The organism is uncultured Aquimarina sp. (assembly GCF_947496855.1).
Classification (GTDB): Bacteria; Bacteroidota; Bacteroidia; order Flavobacteriales; family Flavobacteriaceae; genus Aquimarina.
In genome coordinates, this window is sequence record NZ_CANMED010000003.1 from 537,993 (window position 1) to 563,147 (window position 25,155).

Annotated in this window: 20 protein-coding genes; 14 read left to right on the forward strand and 6 right to left on the reverse strand. The window is 32.8% G+C overall.

The features are described 5' to 3' along the window. Positions 1-7: 7 nt before the first annotated feature. The 7 genes from Q0921_RS11830 (at position 8) to Q0921_RS11860 (ending at position 10,075) form a co-directional block, all read left to right on the forward strand. The gene (locus tag Q0921_RS11830) at positions 8-907 is read left to right on the forward strand and encodes an ABC transporter ATP-binding protein (protein ID WP_299257028.1); all 900 of its coding nucleotides are present in this window, start codon (positions 8-10) and stop codon (positions 905-907) included. Positions 908-911: 4 nt separating this feature from the next. Beyond that, on the forward strand, positions 912-1,751 hold the full coding sequence (locus Q0921_RS11835; protein WP_299257030.1) for an ABC transporter permease: 840 nt from the start codon (positions 912-914) through the stop codon (positions 1,749-1,751). A 26-nt stretch (positions 1,752-1,777) separates the two neighbouring features. Continuing rightward, on the forward strand, positions 1,778-5,227 hold the full coding sequence (locus Q0921_RS11840; RefSeq protein WP_299257033.1) for a T9SS type B sorting domain-containing protein: 3,450 nt from the start codon (positions 1,778-1,780) through the stop codon (positions 5,225-5,227). 80 nt (positions 5,228-5,307) lie between these two features. Continuing rightward, positions 5,308-7,314: an excinuclease ABC subunit UvrB gene (uvrB, locus tag Q0921_RS11845; protein ID WP_299257035.1), complete on the forward strand. Its 2,007-nt coding sequence runs from the start codon at positions 5,308-5,310 to the stop codon at positions 7,312-7,314. A gap of 100 nt (positions 7,315-7,414) precedes the next feature. Beyond that, complete coding sequence (locus Q0921_RS11850) at positions 7,415-8,431, forward strand: adenosine deaminase (protein WP_299257037.1); 1,017 nt, start codon at positions 7,415-7,417, stop codon at positions 8,429-8,431. A 2-nt stretch (positions 8,432-8,433) separates the two neighbouring features. Then, positions 8,434-9,009, forward strand: coding sequence for a pyridoxal 5'-phosphate synthase (locus tag Q0921_RS11855; protein ID WP_299257038.1), 576 nt, complete (start codon positions 8,434-8,436; stop codon positions 9,007-9,009). Positions 9,010-9,484: 475 nt separating this feature from the next. Beyond that, the gene (locus Q0921_RS11860; protein WP_299257040.1) at positions 9,485-10,075 is read left to right on the forward strand and encodes a hypothetical protein; all 591 of its coding nucleotides are present in this window, start codon (positions 9,485-9,487) and stop codon (positions 10,073-10,075) included. A gap of 20 nt (positions 10,076-10,095) precedes the next feature. Here the strand turns inward: Q0921_RS11860 and Q0921_RS11865 are convergent, their stop codons facing one another. Both Q0921_RS11865 and Q0921_RS11870 read right to left on the reverse strand, forming a co-directional pair. Continuing rightward, on the reverse strand, positions 10,096-10,548 hold the full coding sequence (locus tag Q0921_RS11865; RefSeq protein ID WP_299257042.1) for a DUF1569 domain-containing protein: 453 nt from the start codon (positions 10,546-10,548) through the stop codon (positions 10,096-10,098). 118 nt (positions 10,549-10,666) lie between these two features. Beyond that, positions 10,667-13,051: a TonB-dependent receptor gene (locus Q0921_RS11870; RefSeq protein ID WP_299257044.1), complete on the reverse strand. Its 2,385-nt coding sequence runs from the start codon at positions 13,049-13,051 to the stop codon at positions 10,667-10,669. A 248-nt stretch (positions 13,052-13,299) separates the two neighbouring features. On the opposite strand from Q0921_RS11870, the gene Q0921_RS11875 reads away from it, so the two are divergent. The 4 genes from Q0921_RS11875 (at position 13,300) to Q0921_RS11890 (ending at position 17,049) form a co-directional block, all read left to right on the forward strand. Further along, positions 13,300-14,376, forward strand: a complete 1,077-nt coding sequence (locus tag Q0921_RS11875) for a sensor histidine kinase (RefSeq protein ID WP_299257046.1) — start codon at positions 13,300-13,302, stop codon at positions 14,374-14,376. A 1-nt stretch (position 14,377) separates the two neighbouring features. After that, positions 14,378-15,136: a LytTR family DNA-binding domain-containing protein gene (locus tag Q0921_RS11880; RefSeq protein WP_299257048.1), complete on the forward strand. Its 759-nt coding sequence runs from the start codon at positions 14,378-14,380 to the stop codon at positions 15,134-15,136. A 14-nt stretch (positions 15,137-15,150) separates the two neighbouring features. Then, on the forward strand, positions 15,151-16,176 hold the full coding sequence (locus tag Q0921_RS11885) for an aldehyde reductase (protein ID WP_299257050.1): 1,026 nt from the start codon (positions 15,151-15,153) through the stop codon (positions 16,174-16,176). A 402-nt stretch (positions 16,177-16,578) separates the two neighbouring features. Further along, entirely contained in the window at positions 16,579-17,049 is a 471-nt protein-coding gene (locus Q0921_RS11890; protein WP_299257052.1) for a hypothetical protein, read from the forward strand. Here the strand turns inward: Q0921_RS11890 and Q0921_RS11895 are convergent, their stop codons facing one another. The 4 genes from Q0921_RS11895 to Q0921_RS11910 all read right to left on the reverse strand — a co-directional run bounded on the left by Q0921_RS11895 (position 17,050) and on the right by Q0921_RS11910 (position 19,309). Next, entirely contained in the window at positions 17,050-17,235 is a 186-nt protein-coding gene (locus Q0921_RS11895) for an Arc family DNA binding domain-containing protein (protein WP_299257054.1), read from the reverse strand. It abuts the gene before it with no gap. Positions 17,236-17,238: 3 nt separating this feature from the next. Beyond that, entirely contained in the window at positions 17,239-18,093 is an 855-nt protein-coding gene (locus tag Q0921_RS11900) for an SPFH domain-containing protein (protein WP_299257056.1), read from the reverse strand. A gap of 161 nt (positions 18,094-18,254) precedes the next feature. Continuing rightward, positions 18,255-18,686: an Hsp20/alpha crystallin family protein gene (locus Q0921_RS11905; RefSeq protein WP_299257058.1), complete on the reverse strand. Its 432-nt coding sequence runs from the start codon at positions 18,684-18,686 to the stop codon at positions 18,255-18,257. A gap of 221 nt (positions 18,687-18,907) precedes the next feature. Next, entirely contained in the window at positions 18,908-19,309 is a 402-nt protein-coding gene (locus tag Q0921_RS11910; RefSeq protein WP_299257060.1) for a TerB family tellurite resistance protein, read from the reverse strand. Positions 19,310-19,410: 101 nt separating this feature from the next. Here Q0921_RS11910 and Q0921_RS11915 point away from each other — a divergent pair, with 101 nt between their 5' ends. The 3 genes from Q0921_RS11915 (at position 19,411) to Q0921_RS11925 (ending at position 24,971) form a co-directional block, all read left to right on the forward strand. Then, positions 19,411-19,674, forward strand: a complete 264-nt coding sequence (locus tag Q0921_RS11915; RefSeq protein WP_299257062.1) for a DUF1456 family protein — start codon at positions 19,411-19,413, stop codon at positions 19,672-19,674. Positions 19,675-19,753: 79 nt separating this feature from the next. Beyond that, positions 19,754-21,361, forward strand: coding sequence for a class I SAM-dependent methyltransferase (locus tag Q0921_RS11920; protein WP_299257064.1), 1,608 nt, complete (start codon positions 19,754-19,756; stop codon positions 21,359-21,361). Between the two features lie 361 nt (positions 21,362-21,722). Further along, on the forward strand, positions 21,723-24,971 hold the full coding sequence (locus Q0921_RS11925; protein WP_299257066.1) for a S41 family peptidase: 3,249 nt from the start codon (positions 21,723-21,725) through the stop codon (positions 24,969-24,971). The last annotated feature ends 184 nt before the right edge of the window (positions 24,972-25,155 follow it).

Below are 25,155 nucleotides of genomic sequence, written 5' to 3' on the forward strand. Positions count from 1 at the left end.
AATACAATTGGAAACTATTCTAACTCTAAAGAATCTTACCAAAAGATTCGGACCAATAACCGCCGTTAATGATCTTTCCTTTACTATAAAAAGGGGAAACGTTTATGGTATTTTAGGACCTAACGGAAGTGGTAAATCAACAACTCTAGGTATCGTTCTCAATGTAGTTAATAGATCTTCCGGAGATTTTACCTGGTTTGATGGGAATACATCCACTCATGAGGCGCTAAAAAAAGTAGGAGCTATTATTGAACGTCCTAACTTTTATCCATATATGACTGCCGCCCAAAACCTAAAACTGGTATGCCAGATCAAAGAAGTTCCAACGGATAAAATTGAAGAAAAATTAGATCTTGTAGGTCTTTTAGATCGAAAAGATAGTAAATTCAATACGTTTTCTCTTGGTATGAAGCAACGTTTAGCTATTGCATCGGCTTTACTAAACGATCCGGAAATTCTTATTCTTGATGAACCAACAAATGGTTTGGATCCACAAGGGATTCATCAGATCAGAGAAATCATTAAAGTAATTGCTTCTCAAGGAACTACCATTCTTTTAGCATCTCACTTATTGGATGAAGTAGAAAAAGTCTGCAGTCATGTCGTGATTATCCGTAAAGGAATAAAACTATATTCTGGTCCGGTTGATGAGATGAATGCAAGTCACGGTTTCTTTGAATTAAATAGCAATCAAAACAGTGTACTTAAAAAATGGTTATCTAATCAAAGTATTTTTGGTAATCTTAAAGAAGAAGAAGGTAAACTTATTGCTTTTTTAAATAGTGAATTAGATGCAGAAAGTCTGAACAAACAGCTTTATGAAGCTGGTATCACACTTACTCATCTTGTAAAACGAAAAGAAAGTCTGGAAGAACAGTTTTTACAATTAACCAACAATTTAAACTAAAGCAATGCTACGATTACTCAATATAGAATTTCAGAAATTACGATATAATAAGTCGGCCAAAATACTGACTATCACATATTTTGTATTAATACTCCTAATCTCTCTAATAGCATCTTATGAGTTTGGTTTTGGAGGAGTTAATTTCAGATTAGCCGATCAGGGAATCTTTAACTTTCCATACATATGGCACGTAAATTCCTGGATTGCATCCTGGTTAAAACTATTCTTGGCTATTGTTATAGTTTCCATAATGGCAAATGAGTATTCAAATAGAACACTAAAACAAAATTTGATAGACGGATTAAGCAAAAAAGAATTCCTAGCCTCTAAGTTTCTTACTGTTATCGTTTTCTCATTTGTATCTACTCTATTCTTGTTTATAGTATCTTTGACATTAGGCCTTACCTTTTCTGATTATAACGAAGTTTCGATTATATTTTCGGATTTAGAGTTTATCCTTGCCTACTTTGTAAAGCTGGTTGGATTCTTTTCTTTCTGTATGTTTTTAGGAATACTCATTAAACGTTCTGCATTTGCTCTTGGTTTTTTGATTTTTTGGCAGCTAATAGAAGGTGCATTCAGGCTATTCTCGGGATTAATCAAATGGAAATTTGATTCCGATTTTGTAGATAAAATTATTCCATTTTTACCATTAGACAGTATGGCTAATCTTATTAATGAACCAGTAACGAGATTAAATGTTATACAATCAGCAGCGAATCAACTGGGAGAAAACTTCCAACGAGATTATGCCGTTCACTGGTATGAGATATTAATCGTATTAGTTTGGACAGCAATATTTGTGAGACTTTCATATTATCTTCTAAAAAAGAGAGATTTATAATATCTTTGGGTTATTCAACTTAACTCATGAAATACATATCGATCATCCTATTCCTTTTAGTAGGCTCTTCATTATTTGCGCAAGGAGAAGCTAATAACTGGTATTTTGGACAAAATGCAGGAATAAATTTTAGCACCACACCTCCTACTCCACTTACAGATGGAAATATAAACACACTAGAAGGGTGCACAACTATTTCTGATGCTACAGGTCAATTACTTTTTTACACAGATGGAAGAACTGCCTGGGATCGAAATGGTCGGGTTATGCCTAATGCTAATTATAATGGAGGTACTGGTTTATTAGGAGATCCATCTAGTACCTCGAGTGCTTTGATTGTGCCTCAACCTAATATACCAAATAGATATTTCATTTTTGCGGTAGATGAACCTCATCACGAAAATGCAGCTACGTACCCTAATCAAAATACTGGGTTTCCAGCCAATCAAGATGATGGGTTTAACAATGGATTCACCTATTCGGTTGTAGATATGACTTTAAATGGTGGACTGGGAGATGTTGTCGCTAGTGAAAAAAATATCTCACTGATAACTTATAACATATCAGATAATGCTGAAAGTTCTTATAAATGTTCTGAAAAAATCACAGCCGTAAAAAGTGATGATTGTGATGCATTTTGGGTCATTACCCATTTTATTGATACCTATTATGCATTTAGTGTAGACCAAACAGGTGTGAATACCACTCCCGTAACATCACAAGTTGGGGTGACAGTTCCTATTTCAGGTTATAGACGGAATGCCTTAGGATACCTAAAAGCTTCTCCAGAAGGAGATAAATTAGCTGTAGTACATTTTGGATTAACTAATGTAACCAGTGGAGATGGACCAGGAAAAGTATTATTTTATAATTTTGATAATAGTACAGGAATAGTTAGTAATGAAATAGAATTGTATGATGGTGATGCGCCTTATGGAATAGAATTTTCACAAAGTGGAGAACGTCTATATACTACAGTAGGTTTAGGAATTGGTGGACAAGGAAATGGATTTTTAATGCAATTTGACCTTACATTACCAGAAAATCAAATTGCCGCTAGCGGAACAAGAATTCTAAACGAAAACGGACAAGATACATCCTCTTTTAGTGCGGGGGCACTACAACTTGGACCTGACGGAAAAATTTATAGAGCACTGTTTGATTTTAATTCTAACACCGGAAACTACCTTGGAGTTATTGAAAACCCTGAAGAGTCAGCAGCGAATATTAATTACACCGATAGAGGAGTATTTGTAAATATAGATGGAATAAGAAGCTCTAGGATAGGATTACCCCCATTTATTCAATCTATTTTTGCACAAACTATTGATATTATTAATAGCGGAAATCCTAACAATGTAAATCTTATACTTTGTGAAGGAGATATGTATAGATTAGAATATCAAGATATTGCGACTGCAACATATACCTGGTTTATTGATGATATTCAGATTACTAGCAGTTCTTTTTTTCTGGATGTAACCACTACTGGAAACTATAGATTAGAAGTTGACCTTAATGATGGTAGTTGTCCTTTGATAGGAGTTGCTAACGTTACTTTTTTTGAGGTCCCTGTAGTAGACAATACTCCTACAAATCAAATCATTTGTGATGACAATAATGATGGAATATCAGATCTAGACATATCACTATATGATGCTACAATTTTAGGTACTCAAGATCCTAATCAGTTTCAGGTGCGTTATTTCAGATCTCTGGCAGATGCTAATGCTGATGCCAACGTATTGCCTCAAAATTTCACTACCGAAAACAATCCTCAAACTATTGTTGCCAGAATTGAAAACATAGGCAACATCAATTGTTACGATACAACTAGTTTTCAAATTGAGGTTTTTAATACTCCAACTGCTTTTGCAACCAGTCCAATAGTTTCTTGTGATAATGCAGATGATGGCGATGACACTAATGGCATAATAACATATGATTTAACTTCGGCAAATAGTGACATTTATAACGGTCAAAATGTTGCTGACTATGTTATTAGTTACCATACTACTTTAATAGATGCGCAGAATAACACAAATTCAATTCCAGATCCTACGAATGCAGTGCTATCAAATACAATTAGTGTCGTATATGCCAGATTAGAAAATAATCTAAGCATTAGTTGTTTTGACATAGTAGAGATTTCTGTGACTATTAATTTATTACCCGTTGCCAATGATACTTCCTTAGCTCAATGTGATGAATATATGAACACCAATGATGGTATAACATTATTCAATCTTAATGAAGCTACAAATCAAATCACTGGAGGCGCAGGCGATCGTTCAGTTTTATTTTTTGAAGATATGGCCTCAGCTGATGCAGGAACTCCTGCCATATCAAATACAAACACATATCAAAATACGGCAGCTAATCAACAACTCTTTGTTCGAGTAATAGATGATCTAACAAGATGTTATAGAATTTCGACACTAGATCTTTTAGTAAGTACTACATCTGCTAGTGATGCAGTTTTAAATCAATGTGATGATGACGGTACAGAAGATGGGTTTAGAGAATTTGATCTTACACAAGCAAATGCGCAGGTGCTTCTGGGAATCGCCAGTCCAAATCTTGCCGTTTCTTATTATGAAACTAATGAAAATGCTCTTAGCGAGACTGATCCAATCACTTTCTACATCAATATTACGGCCGGAACCCAAGGTCAAGACATAGTCTATGCCAGAGTAGAAGACAATCTAAATCAATGTTTTGGTATCAATCAAGTTGCACTTTTTGTCAACCCTTTACCAGATATTGAAGAGCTAGATGAAGCATTTTTATGTGAAGGTGCTAACGTTATTATTGACTCGGGACTAGAATCAGGCAATCCGAACAATTTTAATTATCTCTGGTCGCCAAGTGGAGAAACTACAGAAAACATCAACATTACTCAGGAAGGAATGTATACCGTAACGGTTACAAATCAATTAACAAATTGTTCTAAAGACAGAACAGTAACCGTAACAACTTCTTCTCCAGCAACTATTACTGATATTGAAATCAATGATACTTCGGATAATAATACTGTTACAATAAACGTAAATGGATCTGGTGATTACGAATATGCAATAGCATATAATGGTGGCAATATAAGAACCTATCAAGATAGTCCTACGTTTACAAATGTGCCTCCAGGATTTCATACGATATATGTAAGAGATAAAAATGGATGTGGACCGGAAGCTACTGAGGGTATTTCTGTTGTAGGATTTCCTAAATATTTTACACCTAATGGGGATGGTTTTCACGAAACCTGGAATGTAGAAGGAATATCGTCACAAGTACTTGGCAATTCTATCATTTATATTTTTGATCGCAGTGGTAAACTAATTAAACAGTTAATCCCTTCAGGAAATGGGTGGGATGGAACATATGGAGGAAGATTAATGCCTTCTAGCGAATATTGGTTCCACGTAAAATTAGGTGATGGTAGAATACGTAAAGGAAGTTTTTCTCTGATACGATAAACTTTCCCTAAAACTTCTATTCAGTTTTAAAAATCATAGTAGTATTCTGTATCTTTATTCAGAAAAAGAAAGAGAATACAATGAAGTTCGAACTCAAGTCAGATTTTAAACCTACAGGAGACCAACCTGCAGCCATAAAGCAGCTTGTCAATGCTATGGAAGCTGGAGAAAGATATCAAACACTTTTAGGAGTTACCGGATCAGGTAAAACATTTACTGCAGCGAATGTTATTTCCCAAGTCCAGCGTCCAACATTAGTACTAGCCCATAATAAAACCTTAGCCGCTCAATTATATTCTGAGTTTAAGCAATTCTTTCCTGAGAACGCTATAGAATATTTTGTTTCCTACTATGACTATTATCAACCAGAAGCATATATTCCTACAACTGGAACTTATATAGAAAAAGATTTGTCGATTAATGATGAGATTGAAAAATTAAGATTAAGTGCTACTTCTTCCCTACTTTCAGGACGTAGAGATGTACTTGTTGTTGCATCAGTTTCCTGTTTATATGGTATTGGAAACCCTGTTGAATTTCAAAAAAATGTTATATCTATAGAACAAGGTCAGTTTGTTTCCAGAACAGCATTACTGCATAAATTAGTACAAAGTTTGTATTCCAGAACTGAAGCAGAATTTAATCACGGTAATTTCAGAATCAAAGGAGATACTGTGGATATTTACCCAAGTTATGCGGATGATGCATTTAGGGTACACTTTTTTGGCGATGAAATCGAAGAAATAGAAGCTTTTGATGTACAGACCAATGAAATTTTAGAAAAATATGATCGCCTGAATATTTACCCTGCCAATATGTTCGTCACCTCTCCGGATATATTACACGGAGCTATCGATCAAATCGCTTTGGATTTAGGAAAACAGGTAGAATACTTCAAAGAAATAGGAAAATTTCTGGAAGCTAAACGCCTAGAAGAACGTACCAATTTTGATCTAGAAATGATCAAAGAACTAGGGTATTGCTCAGGAATAGAAAATTACTCCCGTTATCTTGACGGTAGAGATCCCGGCACAAGGCCTTTCTGTCTGTTAGATTACTTTCCTGATGATTATTTAATGATCATAGATGAAAGCCATGTAACCGTCCCACAAACACATGCAATGTATGGAGGTGACAGATCCAGAAAAGAAAACCTAGTGGAGTATGGATTCAGGCTTCCTGCAGCAATGGATAATAGACCTTTAAAATTCGAAGAATTCGAAGCTCTTCAGAATCAGATAATCTATATCAGTGCCACACCTGCAGATTATGAATTGCAAAAAAGTGAAGGAACTTATGTTGAACAGATTATAAGACCAACTGGATTATTAGATCCTATAATAGAAGTACGACCAAGCCTTAATCAAATCGATGATTTGATTGAAGAAATGCATAAACGAATCGAAAAAGACGAACGTATCTTAGTTACTACATTGACCAAACGAATGGCAGAAGAACTCACTAAATACCTAACCAGAATTGATATTCGATGTAGATATATTCATAGTGATGTAGACACTTTAGAGCGTGTAGAAATTATGCAAGATTTACGAAAAGGACTTTTTGATGTATTGATTGGAGTAAATCTTCTTAGAGAAGGATTGGATCTTCCAGAAGTATCATTGGTTGCTATTTTGGATGCAGATAAAGAAGGATTCTTACGTAACAATAGATCTCTTACTCAAACTATCGGTAGAGCTGCAAGAAATGTGAATGGACTAGCAATCCTGTATGCTGACAAAATTACAAAAAGCATGCAGTTAACAATTGATCAAACCAATTATCGGCGTGAAAAGCAAATTGCTTATAATACCAAGCATGGAATCACCCCTACCGCTATTAAGAAATCGTTAGATAATGCGCTAGCCGGTAAGAAAGTAGAACCCTATCAATTTGAAAACGCCCCTACTTTAAAAGCTGCAGAAGAAGAAACCGCATATTATACAAAGGATCAATTAGAAACTCGTATCCGTAATGTCCGTAAAGAAATGGAAAAATCCGCAAAAGAGCTGGACTTTATGACCGCAGCAAGATTACGAGATGAAATTAAAATGTTACAAGCTAAGGTTCAGGATCAGAAAGTATAGTAAATTTTTAAAACAATATATATACGTCATCTCAACCAGAGTTTCATCAATAGTTTAATCTTGTGTTGCAGTGACGCTAACACACTAATTCATAATGAATATGACTTCAATAGAACAATTCATAAAAAAAATCCCTAAAACAGAACTCCACTTACATATCGAAGGAACTTTTGAACCTGAATTGATGTTTGAGATTGCTAAACGAAACCAAAAGAAGATTCCATACGACTCGGTTTCAGAATTAAAAAATGCTTATAAGTTTAATAACCTTCAAGAATTTCTGGATATCTACTATGCAGGAGCCAATGTACTCATCACAGAACAAGACTTTTATGACCTTACTTGGGCATATCTTACTAAAGTACATGAGCAAAATGTGGTACATGTAGAGATCTTTTTTGATCCACAAACACATACAGATCGCGGTATTTCTTTTGACACAGTGATCAAAGGAATTCGTACTGCATTAGAAGATGGAAAAGAAAAACTAGGTATCACCTATAAATTAATTATGTCTTTCCTGAGACATCTGGATGAAGCTTCTGCTTTTAAAACATTAGAACAATCATTACCTTACCGAGATTGGATAAGCGCAGTTGGCTTAGATTCTTCTGAGGTCGGCAACCCTCCATCTAAATTCCAAAGAGTATTCGAAAAATCAATTGAAGAAGGTTTTTTAACCGTGGCACATGCAGGAGAAGAAGGTCCTGCCGAGTATATTTGGGAAGCCCTAGATTTACTGAAAATTACTAGAATTGATCACGGTAATCGCTGCCTGGATGATGAAAAACTAGTTAACAAACTAGCTGACAAACAAATACCACTCACCTTATGCCCTTTATCCAATCTAGAATTAAAAGTAGTACCAGATTTAAAAGATCATCCGATTGCTAAAATGATGGATAAAAATTTATTGGTAACCGTTAATTCTGATGATCCAGCATATTTTGGCGGATATATGAACGAAAACTATCTCGGGATTGCTCAAGCTTTAAATCTTTCTAAAGAACAAATCACAACTCTGGTTAAAAATAGTTTTAAAGCAAGTTGGTTATCCGATCAAGAAAAGGAAAAAAGCATACAAAAAATTAATCAATACTATCAGGAGAACAAATGAGGATGAATCCGTTTCAATTATTTAAAAAATGGTATACTGATGAGCTTGAGAAAAGTAAAGCAAACATACCTTCAGCTTGCTGTTTTTCTTCCAATGGATTAGATGGGTACCCCAATGCTCGATTTGTATCTTTAAAAGAAGTAAAAGATGATGCGTTTATTATTACTGGGTCGCTACAATCCAGAAAAGGATTAGAATTAGAAAAATCATCCAAAGTCTCATTGACTTTTTGGTGGGAAACAACAGAGAAGCAAATACGTATTCAAGGAAATGCCATTAAAATATCAGACACAGAAGCTGATACTTATTTTAATGAAAGAAATAAAGATTCTAAAATTATATCCCTGATCAGCAAACAGGGAGCTTCTATTGAAAGCATTGATATTTTAAAAAAACAGTTTACTGAAGCTGAAACTTTATACAAAAACAAAGATATTATTAAACCTAAAAATTGGGGTGGTTACGCCATTCAACCAATTAAAATAGAATGCATGGAATTCGAAAAAAGCAGGTTTCATAAAAGAACTCTTTTTCAGTTAAACGGAAAAGACTGGATAGCTACTATATTGCAACCATGATTCTCATACCTGATGAAGTATTATAAAACACATAACCATTTTGTTTTAGAACAGTTATTATTTACTTGATATGACAAAAAATTGACTTAAACAAAAAGTTAGTTTCATTAACAAAAGAAACGCCTTATACAAATATCAAATCAGCTATAAAAAAATGATATATTATATTATCAGATATAGCTACAAATCATTCAGAAAAAGAATTAACGAAAAATTGGAATAAGAAATAACTAAACACAGGCTACTAAATAAATTAAGCTAATAAAAAATATATTATTAGCTTCAAGCTGTATTAAAATAAGTCTTATTATTTCAATCATAAAAATCTTCTACAAAAGCTAATAATTAGTAAGAACCATCAGGAATATTATATAAAAATAATCACTATTTTTAATGGTAGAATAAACCGCATGAGTCATTAATACTTTTAGGAGTATTATCAAACGATCAAAATCTATTGTACTTTGTGAACTTTTTGAAAAACATATTCAAATCCTACAGTTCAAAAAGTAAATTTAATAATTTACTTTGCGTAATTGGCGATTCTGAAATTCGTGAAAACATAATATTAATAGCTAACTATCCCTTCGAGCCTTCAATAGCATATCCAGAAAAGTTAATTAAAGCAGTCGAAATTGATTCTATTTGTTTAGATTCTGGAGCTTTACGAGTTAAAGTAAAAGATGACATCATTTTTGTATCAGCAGAGAAAAAAGACCAATTGAAAAGTTTTGTTGAAAGAAATAAAATCCCTTTATGCGACTATAGCTGGAATTGGGATTGGATTTTAGAACCTTATCTCGATACGGAATTTACAGAAGAAAATAACCAACAGATTACATCGAGGCTTCTGGAAAATGGTTTCAGCAAAATTGAAATTGACACCATAAGAAAAGAAGTTGAAAAACAGATGTACACATATAATTTTGATACTATGCTTTGGGATTGGTGCAGTTTATCGTTATTTGATGTGCTTTCCGCAATGCGAGCAAAATATACCAAAGAAGAATTTCGAGAATTTTACAAAAGAGCTATCGAAGTAGAAAATCGTAAAAAACTAGTTTAGTTATTTTTTAAATTTCAACTTTATTCCTTACGTAAAATATCTTGTATGATTTTTAAATGATGTTTCGTATGTATTTTTAAAAAACGCTTAGCCTGTTTTTTGTTTAGTTGACCAAAAACAGGATGAATAAAATTTGCATTGAGTTCCAAACTCGATAATTCTGAAAGATTTTCTCTGGCAATTTCTAATTGAGATAGTATATCTTCGGTTTTTATATCGTTTGGAGGTAATACGGATCCTGGAGATTCCCCTCTTCCTCTAGGTATAAAACCAAACGTAAATGAGAAGCTACGAACTAGGTTGAAACGTTTTTCATAAACGGTAGAATCAGAACTTTTAAGCACATCGTGTATTTTATTAATAACCTTTAGGCTATGATCCAGGTGCCAAGCAATAGGAGCTTCAGAAACATTAGCATTCACACAGTCTCTAAACTGAATTAAATATGCGATATCATACAATTGACTATCCATAAATCCTTTCTTACCTTCATTATTATCTCCTTGTCCGTATCCCCCAGAAAGCCAAGTTGCTAATAAGAGACAACGTTAATAAAGGTGTTCTCATTGCATTCATTTCCAATTATTTATGTTAAAATTCAAATCTATACCCAAAATCTGGAAAAAACCCTATCTGATTCACTTCATCTATATTATTTGTCAATCTGTTATAACGTCGAGCAAAAAGATTCTCATTAGCAGTTACATTCTGTAAATCCAAATAAAACTGATGAGAACGTTTCTTTTTACGACTATTGATTTTATACCCAAATTTCACATCCCACCTAAAGTATCCATCATTTTGTTCGCTAAATGCAACACCCTCCTGTAGCACTTCAAAACCGGCTGCTTGTGATGCTGTTAGATCCACGGGAGTATAGTACCTCCCCCCTGAAAAAGTAAGTCTTGTATCAAAAAAAAGTACATCTTTTTTAGTTTTCCCCATAGCAAACTCTTTACCTGCCAACAGGTTGATTACATATCCGTTATTAAATGGTGTATTACGTTCTACTCCATCACTACCTTCATATTTACTTTCGAATAAAGAAGTTGTTAATAATCCATAATATCCTTTACTAAAAAATCGTTCTAGAGTTAATTCAACCCCTTGATTAACTCCTTTTCCTTCATTCGTCAATGAAACCCTATCATTATCAAACCCAAAGTCTGCACCTTCGGTCAAGGAAGAATAACTAGAAGGAAAAGATTCTACCGCTGCGTTATCTATATTTTGGTAATATACCTCTACTTTACTTCTCCAACTAATACCTAGTTTCGCATCATATCCTAACACAAAATGATTACTCCGAACAAAATCAAGGTTTTTATTGGTCTGCACCAACTCCTGATTCACTTCTTCATTTAGAAATAAGAGAGGTAATGGAACAGGTTGATGATGCAAACCATACCCAAAGCTCAACCGATGACTTTGCGCTATTTTATAATTAAGTCCTGCTCTTGGTTCCAATACAAATTGTTCATTAAGCGAGCTATATTGTCCGTGAACTCCTGCATTTAATGTTAGTTTTTCTGTTAGTCTAAATTGTCCTTGAACATAAGGTTGCGTAATCGTGAGACTTTCGTCAATATCCCTAAATACGAATACATCTGGATCTCCATCATTATTAATATCAGGTTGTTCCGTTCTATCACGAAACAAAGATTCTACACCAATATTTTCTAATAACACTCCAGTCCTTATAGTACTTTTACTACTAAGTTTAACGTTATAAAGAGTTGAAAAAGTAAATCTATTTTCTGCATTATCAGCTTCTGTATATCGAATAACTCTTTCTTGCGGAGTCTCCTTATCTATAAATCGATCTGCAACAAAATCATTTGCTGTAAATGATCCAGACAGAATAGTCTTTAGATATGATTTATTGGTAATCCTAATTTGATGTTTTAAGCCTATCACACCAAATCTAGATTCTACAAATGAATTCTCATCTTCTGCTGCGAACAGATCATCCTCATCTATATCATCTCCAAGAAAATCAATATCAGAAAAACCTATGATACCGAACAATGAAAGATTACCTAATTTACTTTTTCCTAAATCAAGATTGAAAGACACATCACTATAGTTAGGAGCTGCAGAAGTCCCCCCTGCTCCAACTCCTAATAAACCAACCAATGAATATCTTCCTGCAACTAAAAAAGAACCATTATTCTTCCCTACAGGACCTTCTGCCATTACTTCTATTCCTGTAAAAATTCCTACTTGAGCGGTATATTCATAATCATCTTTATTTCCTTTTCTAAAACCAAGATCAAAAACTCCTCCAATTGTATTGCCATATTCCGCTGGAAACGCAGACGTAATAAAATCAGAATTTTTTAACAGATTCGGATTTAATGCAGAAACTGGTCCCCCAGTAGTTCCTAAGGTACTATAATGATTAGGACTTGGAATCGGAACTCCTTCTAATCGCCAGAGTAATCCTGTTGGAGAATTACCACGAATAACAACATCATTCCTACTGTCATCAGGAGCTGATACTCCTGCAAAGTTTGCAGCTAACCTACCTACATCACTCCTACCTCCAGAGAAACGAGTTACCTCTTCTAAACTAAATTGTCTTGCCGATACCGATGTTAATTTATTAATCGATCTTGCTTTATTAGTATCTGAGGTTATTATCACCTCATCTAACCGATCGAAAGCTTCAATCAGAGCTACATTAACAACTGCATCTTTACCCGATGTAATTACAATATTAGGTAGTGTAATAGATTCAAAACCGATATAACTTACACGAATTACTTGTCTACCTAATGGGACTTTCTGTAAGATAAAATATCCATCGATATCCGTAATTACACCATTAGTATTATCTGTATTTAACAATTCTATGGTTGCTCCAACTAATGGATTTTCGGATTGTTTATCGATTACTAAACCTTTAACAGTTCCTGTTTGGGCATTAATTATACTAATACATAAAAGCATAAATAAGAGAACGTATGTTTTCATAATGTTTTTGATTTTACTCAAATCTCCCAACTTGATCATAATCGGACAAATCAAAATAGTAGAGTCGTTAATTTTGTTATTGAAGTGTTTAAGACTACTATTGAATCTCTTTTAGTTATTGATTCACTTTAATTTTCAGATGAAATGTCTTTTACTACAATTCAACTAATATTTTAACAGTTCAAGGAAATACAAAATGTAACTTGGTCAGTAGTTATGTATCTTTAACAATACTATTTAGAGTTTCTATGCTAAAAAAAGCTACTGTAAAAAAATTAGGAATAAGAGTTCTTATTATTAATGTGGTATATTTTTTAATAAAACTTACCATCGTTCATGATAAAAAGGATACTCTTTTTGATGCTCCTGGTATTTTCTATTATTGTAGTGCTTTCTTTCTATTTATGCTAGCCTGGGAAAGCAATGATTGGTTAGTAAGGAGACAACAATTGAACACAGGTGAAGGTCTCAATCTTACAAAGGGTATTAATATTTTACTTATAAACCTCGCTATTTGCCTACCTATTTCGGCTTTAGTATATTATTTGGCCATTTTCCAGTTTGATCAACTCTGCCAGATTGATGCTAATAACCCTTGGTTACGTTTTAGAATTGATTTTTTCAGAGCATTGATCCTTAATTTTGCCTTAATCATTTTTAATTTATTCTATCACGCTTTACAACAAAAAAAAGAGATGGAGAATAAGATGAACGATTTGCAAAAAGAAATCATGACTTCTAAATACAAATCACTTAAAAATCAAATAAGTCCACACTTCTTATTTAATAGTTTGAATACATTAACTTCTCTAATGTATGAAGATAGAGATTTGGCTTCAGACTTTGTTTCGAGATTAGCAACGTGTTATCGATATATTCTGGATAATCGTGAAGAAGATCTGGTGAATTTAGAAAAAGAACTCAACTTTCTGGATTCTTTTATCTTTATGATGAATATAAGACACGAAAATGCATTGAGCATCACTACTCATATTTCTGTGAATCCGAAAGACTTTGTGATCCCAACACTGTCGCTACAGATGTTAGTAGAAAATGCTTTAAAACATAATTACTACTCTAAAGAAAAGCCTTTAGAAATTAATATTATTTCAACTCATAAAAACAGTCTTGTTATTCAGAATAATCTACATGTAAGAAAGCAAAAAGAAGAATCAACAAAACTTGGACTTAAAAACATAGAAAAAAGGTATTCTTTTTATACTAATCAGAAAGTGGTTATAGAGACCGAAAATGGATACTTTAAGGTAATAATTCCCTTACTCCCCAAGAATATTAAAGAAATTGCAATGGTAAAAGTATCATAGGATGACAGCAGTAATTGTAGAAGATGAAAATTTCGCGTCTAAACGACTAGCAACTCTTATTGAAGAATTAGCTCCGGAAATAAGAATAACTGGGCAGATTACATCTGTAGAAAACAGTCGGCAATGGTTTGATAATAATCCAAAACCCGATTTAATATTTTTGGATATTCAGCTTAATGATGGCTATGGCTTTGATATTTTAGATATGTTAGAGGATCATCCTCCAGTTATCTTCACAACAGCGTATAACGAATACGCTATTAGAGGATTTAAGTATAATGGATTGGATTATTTACTAAAACCAATTGATAAAAATGATCTCAAAAATGCATTAAGTAAATACAGAAAATCACAAGTAAACGCTAATATCATTTTTGATGAACAAAAGTTAGAAAAAATTAAAAAATTATTCTCTAAAGAGTATAAAAAAAGATTCATGATTAAGGTTGGCAATCAGTTTAACACCTTTAGTGTAGAGGACATTGCTTACTTTAAGTCTAACGAAGGATTAATTTTTTTACATTCTCATACTGGACAACAATATCCTATTGAATATTCGATAGATCAATTAGAAGATATCCTAGATCCTGTGCATTTTTTTAGGATCAATAGAAAATTCATGATATCAGTAAAGTCAGTAGTAGAAATTCATAGTTATTTCAATAGTCGATTATTACTTAAACTAAGACCAAAAGAAGAAGAACAGATTATTGTTTCACGAGAGCGAACCTCTAATTTCAAAAAATGGTTAGATCTTTAAAATCAACTCAAAAAATGGAAAACAAAAAAGTACTACTAACCGGAGTAACCGGTTTTCTTGGTTCACATACCACTATCCAATTACTTAACAAAGGATATGAAGTTATCGGTACATTGCGAAATATGAAAAGAGCTGATGAAATCAAACAAGTCATTGCCGAAAAAACAGATAACATTGATAAGCTTCATTTTGCTGAAGCAGATTTAACGAATGAAAACATTTGGGGTGATCTTATAAGCGAAGTTCAAAATGTGATACATATTGCTTCGCCATTTCCCAGAGAATTGCCAAAAAATGATGATGAGCTCATTATCCCTGCTAAGGCTGGAACGATAAACATATTAAAAGCTGCCTCTAAACATGGAATCAGAAGAGTAGTACTTACTTCATCATCTGGTGCGATTGCTTATGGAAAAGAGAAGTCCAACCGAAAAGGTGTTTTTGATGAAAATAATTGGACTGACACTACTAATATAGAAGACTCTACTCCTTATTTCAGAAGTAAGACTATTGCAGAAAAAGCTGCATGGGATTTTATTAAAAAAGACACGAGTGGATTAGAATTGACCACAATTTGTCCTGGAGCAATTTTAGGTCCAATACTTGAAAAAGATTTTGGTACATCTGCTAATATTGTAATAAAAGCTATGGATGGTAGTTCTCCCGCTATACCAAAAATTGGTTTTGATATGGTTGACGTTCGGTCCGTAGCAGATTTACATATAAAAGCAATGGAAACCCCTGAAGCTGCGGGCGAACGATTTGTTGCTTCTGCTGGTTTTTTGACTTTTAAGGAAGTTGCATCTATATTAAAAGAAAAGTATCCTGACAAAAAAGTACCTAAACTTTCCCTACCTGATTTTATTGTACGCCTATTTTCCAATCTTGATAAAACTATAAAACCAATATTAGTTGATTTAGGCGCAGAAAGAAAAGTAAATAATAGTAAAGCTATAAAACTTCTAGACTGGCAACCTATTTCAGCAAAAGATGCGGTATTAGCTTGTGCAGAAAGTGCTATAAAACTAAGTTTAGTTTAACCCCGCGAAAAGATGTATTGCTGGTAGATACATTTCCAGAATACGGTTTTCTATAATCATATTCTATTTGGTGATATTATCTTATTAGTTGACTACAATTCTGTAAACGATATGAAATAAAAAATAATAAAATCATAGTTTATTTATTTAACTGACAATAATTTCTTACAAATATTCATTAAAAATTGAGGGGAAAATCTCACAAATTTATATGTATCAAATAGATACAACTTTAGTATTAATTTCTTAAATTCGTTCCTTGCATAATTTATTTAGATCGTGATTCAAGATAATTCTATCCATTTGGTCTAAACTCATATCATTTTATTAGGGCTTAAAACTTATAACAATAGCAGGTACATCATACTTGTTATAATTATGAATGATATAAAGCACCTTTAAATGAAACTAATTTTACTATCAATATTTACTAGTGTATTTGCCATAGGTACACCTAAAACAAGATCAGAAGGAACCATAGATGGTATTTTTATCACCTCTACAGATCCTATATCTGGTAGAACCTTAATGATTGAAGAAGATGAATACTCTGTATGGGTGTATGTATTGAATCTTGATAAACAAGGAATTGATTTTGATGGCTTTCTTTGTTCCGTTGTCGATCCGGAATCTATTACAATCAGTCCAAAAGAGGCTACTAAAAATGGGAATTCACCTCCTTTAACGACTAATTTTGCAAATAAACATAGTTATATTAAAAATCTTAAATCGAAAGATATAAAAGTCCATTGGAAACAAAATAGAATAGAAATAAAACTAAAAAAAGAGATATATCTTATTATGGATTTAGATTCTAAAATCAGTTATTCTAAAGCACTTTCTACAGATTGTTATTACGGAAATAAGTTATAATTATTTCTCATCTGTAGCATCATCATCACTACTTTTTGATTTTAACCGTTTAGCATCTTTAAGGCTTTTATGTATCATCCATTCTAATTGTCCATTAACACTGCGAAACTCATCATCTGCCCATCTTTCAATTAAATTAAAAGTTTCTGGGGATATTCTAAGGACAAATGATTTTTTCTTACTCATAAATTATGAATGTAATGTTCCTGTATTAATAACAGGAGTAGCCTCCTTATCACCACACAATACTACCATTAAATTACTTACCATAGATGCTTTCTTATCATCATCAAAATCAATAATTTTATCTTCAGATAACTGGATTAGAGCATCTTCTACCATCCCAACTGCTCCTTCTACTATCTTTTTACGTGCAGCAACTATCGCTACGGCTTGCTGTCTTTTTAACATTGAACTGGCTATTTCCGGGGCATAAGCTAAATATCCTATTCTAGCTTCCATAACCTCTATTCCTGCCATCAATAACCGTTCAGTAATTTCATTTTCCAGTGCTTCATTTACTTCATCCATACCTGATAATAGTGTTACTTCAACTTCACCTTCAGCAAAATTGTCATATGGATAAGAACCTGCTAGTTTTCTAACTGCCGCATCCGTTTGCACTCTTACAAAATCCTCATAATGATCCACTTCAAATGCTGCTTTAAAAGTATCACTTACTTTCCACACCAAAATTACATTAATCAAAATCGGATTACCAATTTTATCATTCACTTTTACTCGTTCACTATAAAAGTTTCTTGCCCTTAATGAAATTCTTTGTTTTGTATAAAACGGATTAGCCCAAAAGAATCCATTTTTCTTAACAGTTCCTTTATAAGCTCCAAAAAGGACCATCACCTTCGAGCTATTTGGGTTTACGGTAAAAAAACCTTTAATAATTAAGATTATTACTACTATAGAAATTAAAAACAATAAATTCTTGGTAATTATCAAACCCAAAATTGTTCCTACTACAATTAACAATAATACAAGTAGCATTAAATAACCATTAGTTGCCTTTAAATTTTTTTCTTCTTTCATAATAATATCATTTTGATATCACAATGATACAAAAAAAAATCATATTACAATAATTTACAGAAAACAAAAACTATGTCCGAATAATATTCTTTAAAACATAAAAACGCCTCACATTTCTGGAAGGCGTTTTCGCAACATTAACTAACTAACTAAAAATCAACTTATGAAATCTCTATAAATCTCTTAGGTTGTACTTTTGCTTCTTCTTTTTTCGGAAGTTTTACTGATAAAATTCCGTTATCATAAGAAGCCAAAACATCAACAATATTTACAGTATCTGGTAAGGTAAATGAACGCTTAAACGTACTGTAACCAAATTCTTTTCTAGTGTAATTATCTCTTTCTTCTGTAGTTTCTTTTTTAACTTCTGAAGAAATTATTAGCACATCATTATCCAATTCTATATTAAAATCGTTTTTTGCCAATCCTGGCGCAGCAAGTTCGACTACAAAATCATTATCGGATTCTTTTACATTTACGGCAGGTGTATTAAAACCAATTTTTTGTCCATTACTAGTTCCACCAAACCAATCGGTATTAAGAATGTCATCAAGAATAAATGGTAATCTGTCTGTTCTTTTTACTAAACTCATTGTATTATATTTTTTAAGTTATTCTATATTTTAAATTCAATGAGTATATAGCAATTAGAATTCCATTGTTATTTTTAAGACATTCTGTCACTTTTTCAAAACCATAAGCTGTCAAAATGACACCTAATCCCTATTTTTAATGACAAAAACGCACAAAATATTAAACCCTCAAGATTTACTTGAGGGTTTAATATTTTAGAATATCCAGAATGTTTATAGGATTAGTTATAAAATCTAGTGAAAATTGTAATCAATTCCTTTGGTGGAATTACCTTATTAGGATAGTTATGCATTTCTTTTAGAACAGTATCTATAGCCTCTGATCGCAACCCCATGTGCAATCCCATTTCTCTAATTTTATGAATTTCTGTTTGAGTTGTTTCTTGATCTACATTCATCAACAAAACCAATCTATGAAATTGTAATATCCTTTGCGATTCCGGTTGAAGGTTTTTCTTCTCCGCATTATTACGCACCAAATGACCAATCTCTTCTTCTGTTATTTTAAGCTGAGAAGCTATTGCCAAAATAAAATTGTACTCCTCATCTTTTATTTTTTTATCAGCCTTTGCGAATTCTATCATTTCTGACAACAAACTCAATTTCTCTTCCTTATTATACATTATAAAATTTTAAGTATACAAATATCTTATAAACATATTTCTTATGGAACATAATCGATATTTTTTTCTTTTGAACTCATTTAAAAAAGTACCTTTGTCTTATGGGATTGACTAACAATGATATTTTTAAGAAACTACGAGTAGCTCACAAATTACGAGATGACGATATTGTAAAAATTTGCTCATTAGTAGATTTTAAAGTTACCAAAAGTGAACTTGGAGCTATTTTCAGAAACGAAAATCATCCTAAATACATGGAATGCGGTGATCAAATCCTACGTAATTTCTTAAATGGACTTGTAATTCACCTTAGAGGACCTATGCCTGCGAAAAAAGATAAACCACCAGTAAATAAGAAAGTATAGCATATCAACTTCGAAAATAAATGCTTAATTTGGATGAAGCTATCAAGTAGCATCTCAACTAACAACCAATTAAGTATTCATGCTAACAAAACAGGAAAAACAAATATTCCGGGAAGAACTATTTAGGCATTTAGACGGAATTGCTGTCGCGCCAGTAGCTTACTCTTTATTCAAAAAAAAAGTTACTGATTACATAATCTTACATAAAACCGTAACTGTACAAGAAATCGCGAAAGAATTTAATGGAAATGAAGGGTACCTGAATGTAGGGCTACGAATCTTATCCTCACAAGGGTGGTTAGACTATAAAATTAAAAAAAAAATACCTACTATTTCTATAAACCAATGTACAAGAATAGCTTTTGATCATTTTCATTTGTACGAAGGAGTTGTTGATCTTCTTAAATATTCTGGTAAATTCCATAGAAGGAAATTCGAATTAGAACCGTTTCAAAAACTAGAAAAACTATTTCAATTCTATCAGAATAGATTAGAATCGCCTGTTTCCGAAGACCAACTAACAAGTACTATCCAGCATCAAATCCATAAACATTTAGAAGGTATTCTGGTAGGACCAACTGTCGTGCGCCTAGGAATGGGCGGAATGTTCCATAAATATTTTATGGAAGCATCCTTTAGCGCAGATGAATATCATCGTTTTCCAGATAGTTTTGATACCATCCTCACCTTCTTAAGTTATTTAGGTTGGTTTCTTAAAAACAAAGAAAACTATACATTCACTAATAAAGGGCTATTTTTTGCTAAAAGAGCAACTGCATATGGGGTAACAGTATCTTACATCCCAATGTTTAGACAGATGGATGCCTTGTTATTTGGTAATCCTGAAGTTTTATGGAATCCTGCTCATCATACCGATGAAATTCACGTAGATCGTGAAATGAATGTATGGGGAAGTGGTGGCGCTCACACTACATATTTCAAAAAAATTGACGAGATCATTATCAGTTTATTTAATAAACCACTAGATGAACAACCTAAAGGAATATTAGATATGGGATGTGGAAATGGTGCTTTTTTGATCCATCTTTTTGAAATCATAGCATCTAAAACATTAAGAGGAAAACATCTGGATGATCATCCTTTATTTTTAGTTGGTGCAGATTATAATAAAGCCGCTCTTAAAGTTACAAGAGCTAACTTAATCCAAGCAGATATATGGGCTAAAGTAATCTGGGGCGATATTAGCGATCCCGATCTTCTTGAAAAAGATTTAAAAGAAAACTATAAAATCGAACTAAGAGATCTTTTATCGGTAAGAACTTTTCTAGACCATAACAGAATCTGGAGTGAACCTATAGCAACACTAGACACACCTAGCAACTCTACTGGAGCATTTGCTTTTAGAGGAAAATTGTTATATAATGATGATGTAGAAAGCAATCTGAAAGATCATTTTACAAAATGGACTCCCCACATCTTAAAATTCGGGTTGATAGTTATAGAGTTACATACTATTCCACCTGATATAACTGCTAAAAATATTGGTAGCACTGCTGCCACTGCTTATGATGCAACTCACGGGTTTTCTGACCAGTATATTTTAGAAATAAATTCTTTTCTTAAGATAATCAGAGAAGTGGGATTAGAAAGTAATCCAATTTATTTTTCTAAATTTCCTGATTCTGATTTAGCAACAGTTAGTATAAATTATATCAAAGGGAAATAATGTAAAACTAATTTATCTCGACTTTTTGTGGAATCAGTTTCTAGTTTTGTAGATTTTGCACCTATACTTACAATACTACTAATTGCAAATAATACTGCAACAACATAACATTTAATATTTTCATTCTATTCTTTTTTATTGATTCATACTTATAAAGCAAATAAAAATCAAGTGCTGTTATAGTAGTTAAACTTATCGGGATTAAATAATCACCATATAGGCTTTAATATTGATATCATCTATACTACTTAAAATATCTAAAACTATATTATTTTAAAATATGATTAACAGAATCCAATTCATAAAAACTTAATTTCATTCATTAAATAAAAAACATAAATCTTCATCAATCAAAAAAGTCATGAAAAACTTAAACTCGACTCTTTACGGAATACTGTTTTTAACAGTTTTGTATTCAATCAAATCTTATGCTACAGATCCTAGTGATACCAGAATGCTACATACACCGGCGATCAGCCAATCACATATTGCATTTATTTATGCAGAAGATCTTTGGGTAGCTAAACCAGATGGGAGTCAACCTCATAGGTTAACTATAGATAAAGGAATAGAGTCTCACCCCGTTTTCTCTCCCGATGGTAGATCTATTGCTTTTAGTGCAGAATATGATGGGAATGTTGATGTTTTTATCATTCCAGTAGAAGGGGGAATTCCTAAAAGGCTTACCTGGCATCCAACGACAGATACTACATTAGGGTTTTCTCCTGATGGGAACTCGGTACTTTTCAACTCACAAAGAACAGTTCATACCAACCGATATTCAAAACTTTATCAGGTTTCTATCAACGGTGGTTTCCCAACTGAACTCGAAATACCTAATGCATGGCATGCTACTTATTCTCCGGACGGAAAACATATGGCCTATACCCCAATCAGAGAACGTTTTCATCAATGGAAAAACTATAGAGGAGGTACAACAGCAAATATATGGTTGTTCTCTTTTACAGATAAATCTATTATAAAAATTCCACAACCTAAAGGAGGAAGTAATGATGTACAACCTATGTGGAAAGATGATACTATATTCTTCTTAAGTGACCGAAATGGAGAATTTAATTTATTTTCCTATCAAATAAACTCGAAAACAGTTGAACAACTTACTCAATTTGATAAGTTTCCAATTACTAATGCAGATTTAGGAACTAATAAAATAATTTTTGAACAAGCTGGTTACCTTCATATATATGATACCAGCACAAAAACAAGTACTAAACTAATCATAGGAATAACTACAGATCTTTTAGAGTTACGGGATAGATATGTAAAAGGTTCAAAATATATACGCTCTTCTGATATATCTCCTTCGGGAAAGAGGGTCGTTTTCGATTATAGAGGAGAAATTGTAACCGTTCCAGAAAGCAAAGGAGATGCTAGAAATCTAACTCAAAGTCCTGGAAGTCACGAAAAATATCCTGCTTGGTCTCCTGACGGAAAAAACATTGCTTATTTCTCTGATGATTCGGGAGAATATGAATTACATATTAAATCTCAAGATGGTAAAGGAGATTCTCAAAAATTTAAAATTCCTGGTACCGGTTTTTATGCATATACGAATTGGTCTCCAGACAGTAAGAAAATAAGCTTTTCGGATAACGGTCGGAATTTATATATCTTAGATATAGCTTCTAAAAAAGTTTCTAAAATTGCCAATGATGAATACTATGTCCCTGGAGCTTTTAGAAATATTTTTGGAGATTGGTCTCACGATTCTAAATGGATTGTTTATTCTAAAATAATAGACTCTAACTTCGAGCAAGTATTTTTATATAACACACAAGAATCAAAATCATATCCCATTAGTGATGGATTAAGTAATGCTACCAATCCTATTTTTGATCCTAGTGGTGATTATATTTATTTCTTTGCATCTACAGATGCTGGGCCAGTTGTAAATTGGTTTGATCAGTCTAATCAAGATATGACATTTTCCAACTCTATTTATCTAGCTACACTTAGAAAAGGTATCATTTCTCCTTTTGCCAAAGAAAGCGATGAAGAAGAACTTAAAGAAGAAGATAAGTCTTCAGAAAATGAAGATTCTAATAAATCATTACAAATTGATATTGATGGAATACAAAATAGAATTATCGATATCCCTATAAAAGCAGGTAATTATCGTGGATTAAATTCAGGGCAAGCTAATAAAATCCTATACATCTCGTCGAACTCTTTAGATTCTTCAATTCCTTCCTCACTGCACGAATATGACTTAAATGACCGTAAAGACGCTGAGATAATGGAATTAGATAATTATATTATTTCTTCTAACGGTAAAAAAATGCTATATCAAAAAGATGATACCTGGGGAATCGCAGAAACAGCAAAAAAACCAACAAATGGAAAAGGAGTCTTAAAAATTAATGATATTCAGGTAAAAATGAGTCCCATTGATGAATGGAAAAACATTTTTGAAGAAGCCTGGCGAATCAACCGTGATTATTTTTATGATCCCGGAATGCACGGTTCCGATTGGAAAGCAATGAAAAAGAAATACGAACAGTTTTTACCTCACCTTTCTTGCAGAAATGATCTTAATAAAGTGATACAATGGATGTGTAGTGAATTATCTGTAGGACATCATAGATTACAGGGAGGTGGAGAAAAATTGAATACTCCCGAAAGAATTCCCGGAGGTCTTCTTGGTGCCGATTACGAAATAACAAACAATAGATATCGATTTAAGAAAATTTATGGTGGATTAAATTGGAATCCTGATTTAAGATCACCGCTAACAGAACCTGGAGTTTTAGTAAATAAAGGAGATTACTTATTGGCAGTAAACGGAACAAATATAGAAAGCACAATGAACCTTTTTAGTGTTTTCGAGAATACTGCTAATAAAATTACCGAAATTACTGTAGGTCCTAATAATAGCTATAAAGATTCCAGAGTCGTAAAAGTGACACCTATAATAAGCGAATATCGATTACGTAATCGTGATTGGGTTGAAGGAAATCTAAAAAAAGTACACGAAGCCACCAATGGAGAAGTTGCATACGTGTATGTTCCCAATACTGCTGGTGCCGGTCATGAATACTTTAAAAGATATTTCTTTCCACAAGCAAATAAAAAAGCCATTATTATTGATGAACGTTTTAATGGTGGTGGTCAAATAGCTGATTATTACATCAACCTGTTACTCAATCCTTATCAGTCTCATTGGAATTTTAGATATGGAAAAGATCTAAAAACACCAAGTGCATCTATTCAGGGGCCTAAAGTAATGATCATTGATGAAACCGCTGGATCTGGTGGAGATATGCTACCGTGGATGTTCAGAAAATTTAAAGTAGGACAAATGGTAGGTAAACGAACCTGGGGTGGTTTAGTTGGAGTTTTAGGGTTTCCAGAATTTATTGATGGTGCGAGTGTTACTGCTCCTAATGTAGCAATCTGGACGGAAGATGGTTTTATTGTAGAAAACGTTGGGGTAGCACCAGATGTAGAAGTAGAGCAATTACCGTCTGAAGTAATTAAAGGTAAGGATCCGCAATTAGAAAAAGCGATAGAAATAGCCTTAAAAGAGCTGAAAAAAAACCCTCCAAAAGATTACAAAAGACCCGCCTATCCTAAAAGAGCAAGAAATTAATCTAATCAAACTATATATTTATTTGATTAGAGTGGAAATAAACGGTGAGAGTAGGGTTTAAAATAATATGTTACACATTTGGAAATTCTCAAAGTGAAAACCAGCAAAGATGTATTGAGAATAGTTTTAGAAAAATAAAATGCTATTCTCGATACACTCTCTCTAAAATAGAAATACTCAAAAC

Bases quoted from the DNA above. Each gene is read 5' to 3' on its own strand.
- Q0921_RS11835 (WP_299257030.1), top strand. From the start codon at position 912: ATGCTACGATTACTCAATATAGAATTTCAGAAATTACGATATAATAAG.
- Q0921_RS11840 (WP_299257033.1), top strand. From the start codon at position 1,778: ATGAAATACATATCGATCATCCTATTCCTTTTAGTAGGCTCTTCATTA.
- uvrB (WP_299257035.1), top strand. From the start codon at position 5,308: ATGAAGTTCGAACTCAAGTCAGATTTTAAACCTACAGGAGACCAACCT.
- Q0921_RS11850 (WP_299257037.1), top strand. From the start codon at position 7,415: ATGACTTCAATAGAACAATTCATAAAAAAAATCCCTAAAACAGAACTC.
- Q0921_RS11855 (WP_299257038.1), top strand. From the start codon at position 8,434: ATGAATCCGTTTCAATTATTTAAAAAATGGTATACTGATGAGCTTGAG.
- Q0921_RS11865 (WP_299257042.1), bottom strand. From the start codon at position 10,548: ATGGATAGTCAATTGTATGATATCGCATATTTAATTCAGTTTAGAGAC.
- Q0921_RS11870 (WP_299257044.1), bottom strand. From the start codon at position 13,051: ATGAAAACATACGTTCTCTTATTTATGCTTTTATGTATTAGTATAATT.
- Q0921_RS11875 (WP_299257046.1), top strand. From the start codon at position 13,300: ATGCTAAAAAAAGCTACTGTAAAAAAATTAGGAATAAGAGTTCTTATT.
- Q0921_RS11880 (WP_299257048.1), top strand. From the start codon at position 14,378: ATGACAGCAGTAATTGTAGAAGATGAAAATTTCGCGTCTAAACGACTA.
- Q0921_RS11885 (WP_299257050.1), top strand. From the start codon at position 15,151: ATGGAAAACAAAAAAGTACTACTAACCGGAGTAACCGGTTTTCTTGGT.
- Q0921_RS11890 (WP_299257052.1), top strand. From the start codon at position 16,579: ATGAAACTAATTTTACTATCAATATTTACTAGTGTATTTGCCATAGGT.
- Q0921_RS11895 (WP_299257054.1), bottom strand. From the start codon at position 17,235: ATGAGTAAGAAAAAATCATTTGTCCTTAGAATATCCCCAGAAACTTTT.
- Q0921_RS11900 (WP_299257056.1), bottom strand. From the start codon at position 18,093: ATGAAAGAAGAAAAAAATTTAAAGGCAACTAATGGTTATTTAATGCTA.
- Q0921_RS11905 (WP_299257058.1), bottom strand. From the start codon at position 18,686: ATGAGTTTAGTAAAAAGAACAGACAGATTACCATTTATTCTTGATGAC.
- Q0921_RS11910 (WP_299257060.1), bottom strand. From the start codon at position 19,309: ATGTATAATAAGGAAGAGAAATTGAGTTTGTTGTCAGAAATGATAGAA.
- Q0921_RS11915 (WP_299257062.1), top strand. From the start codon at position 19,411: ATGGGATTGACTAACAATGATATTTTTAAGAAACTACGAGTAGCTCAC.
- Q0921_RS11920 (WP_299257064.1), top strand. From the start codon at position 19,754: ATGCTAACAAAACAGGAAAAACAAATATTCCGGGAAGAACTATTTAGG.
- Q0921_RS11925 (WP_299257066.1), top strand. From the start codon at position 21,723: ATGAAAAACTTAAACTCGACTCTTTACGGAATACTGTTTTTAACAGTT.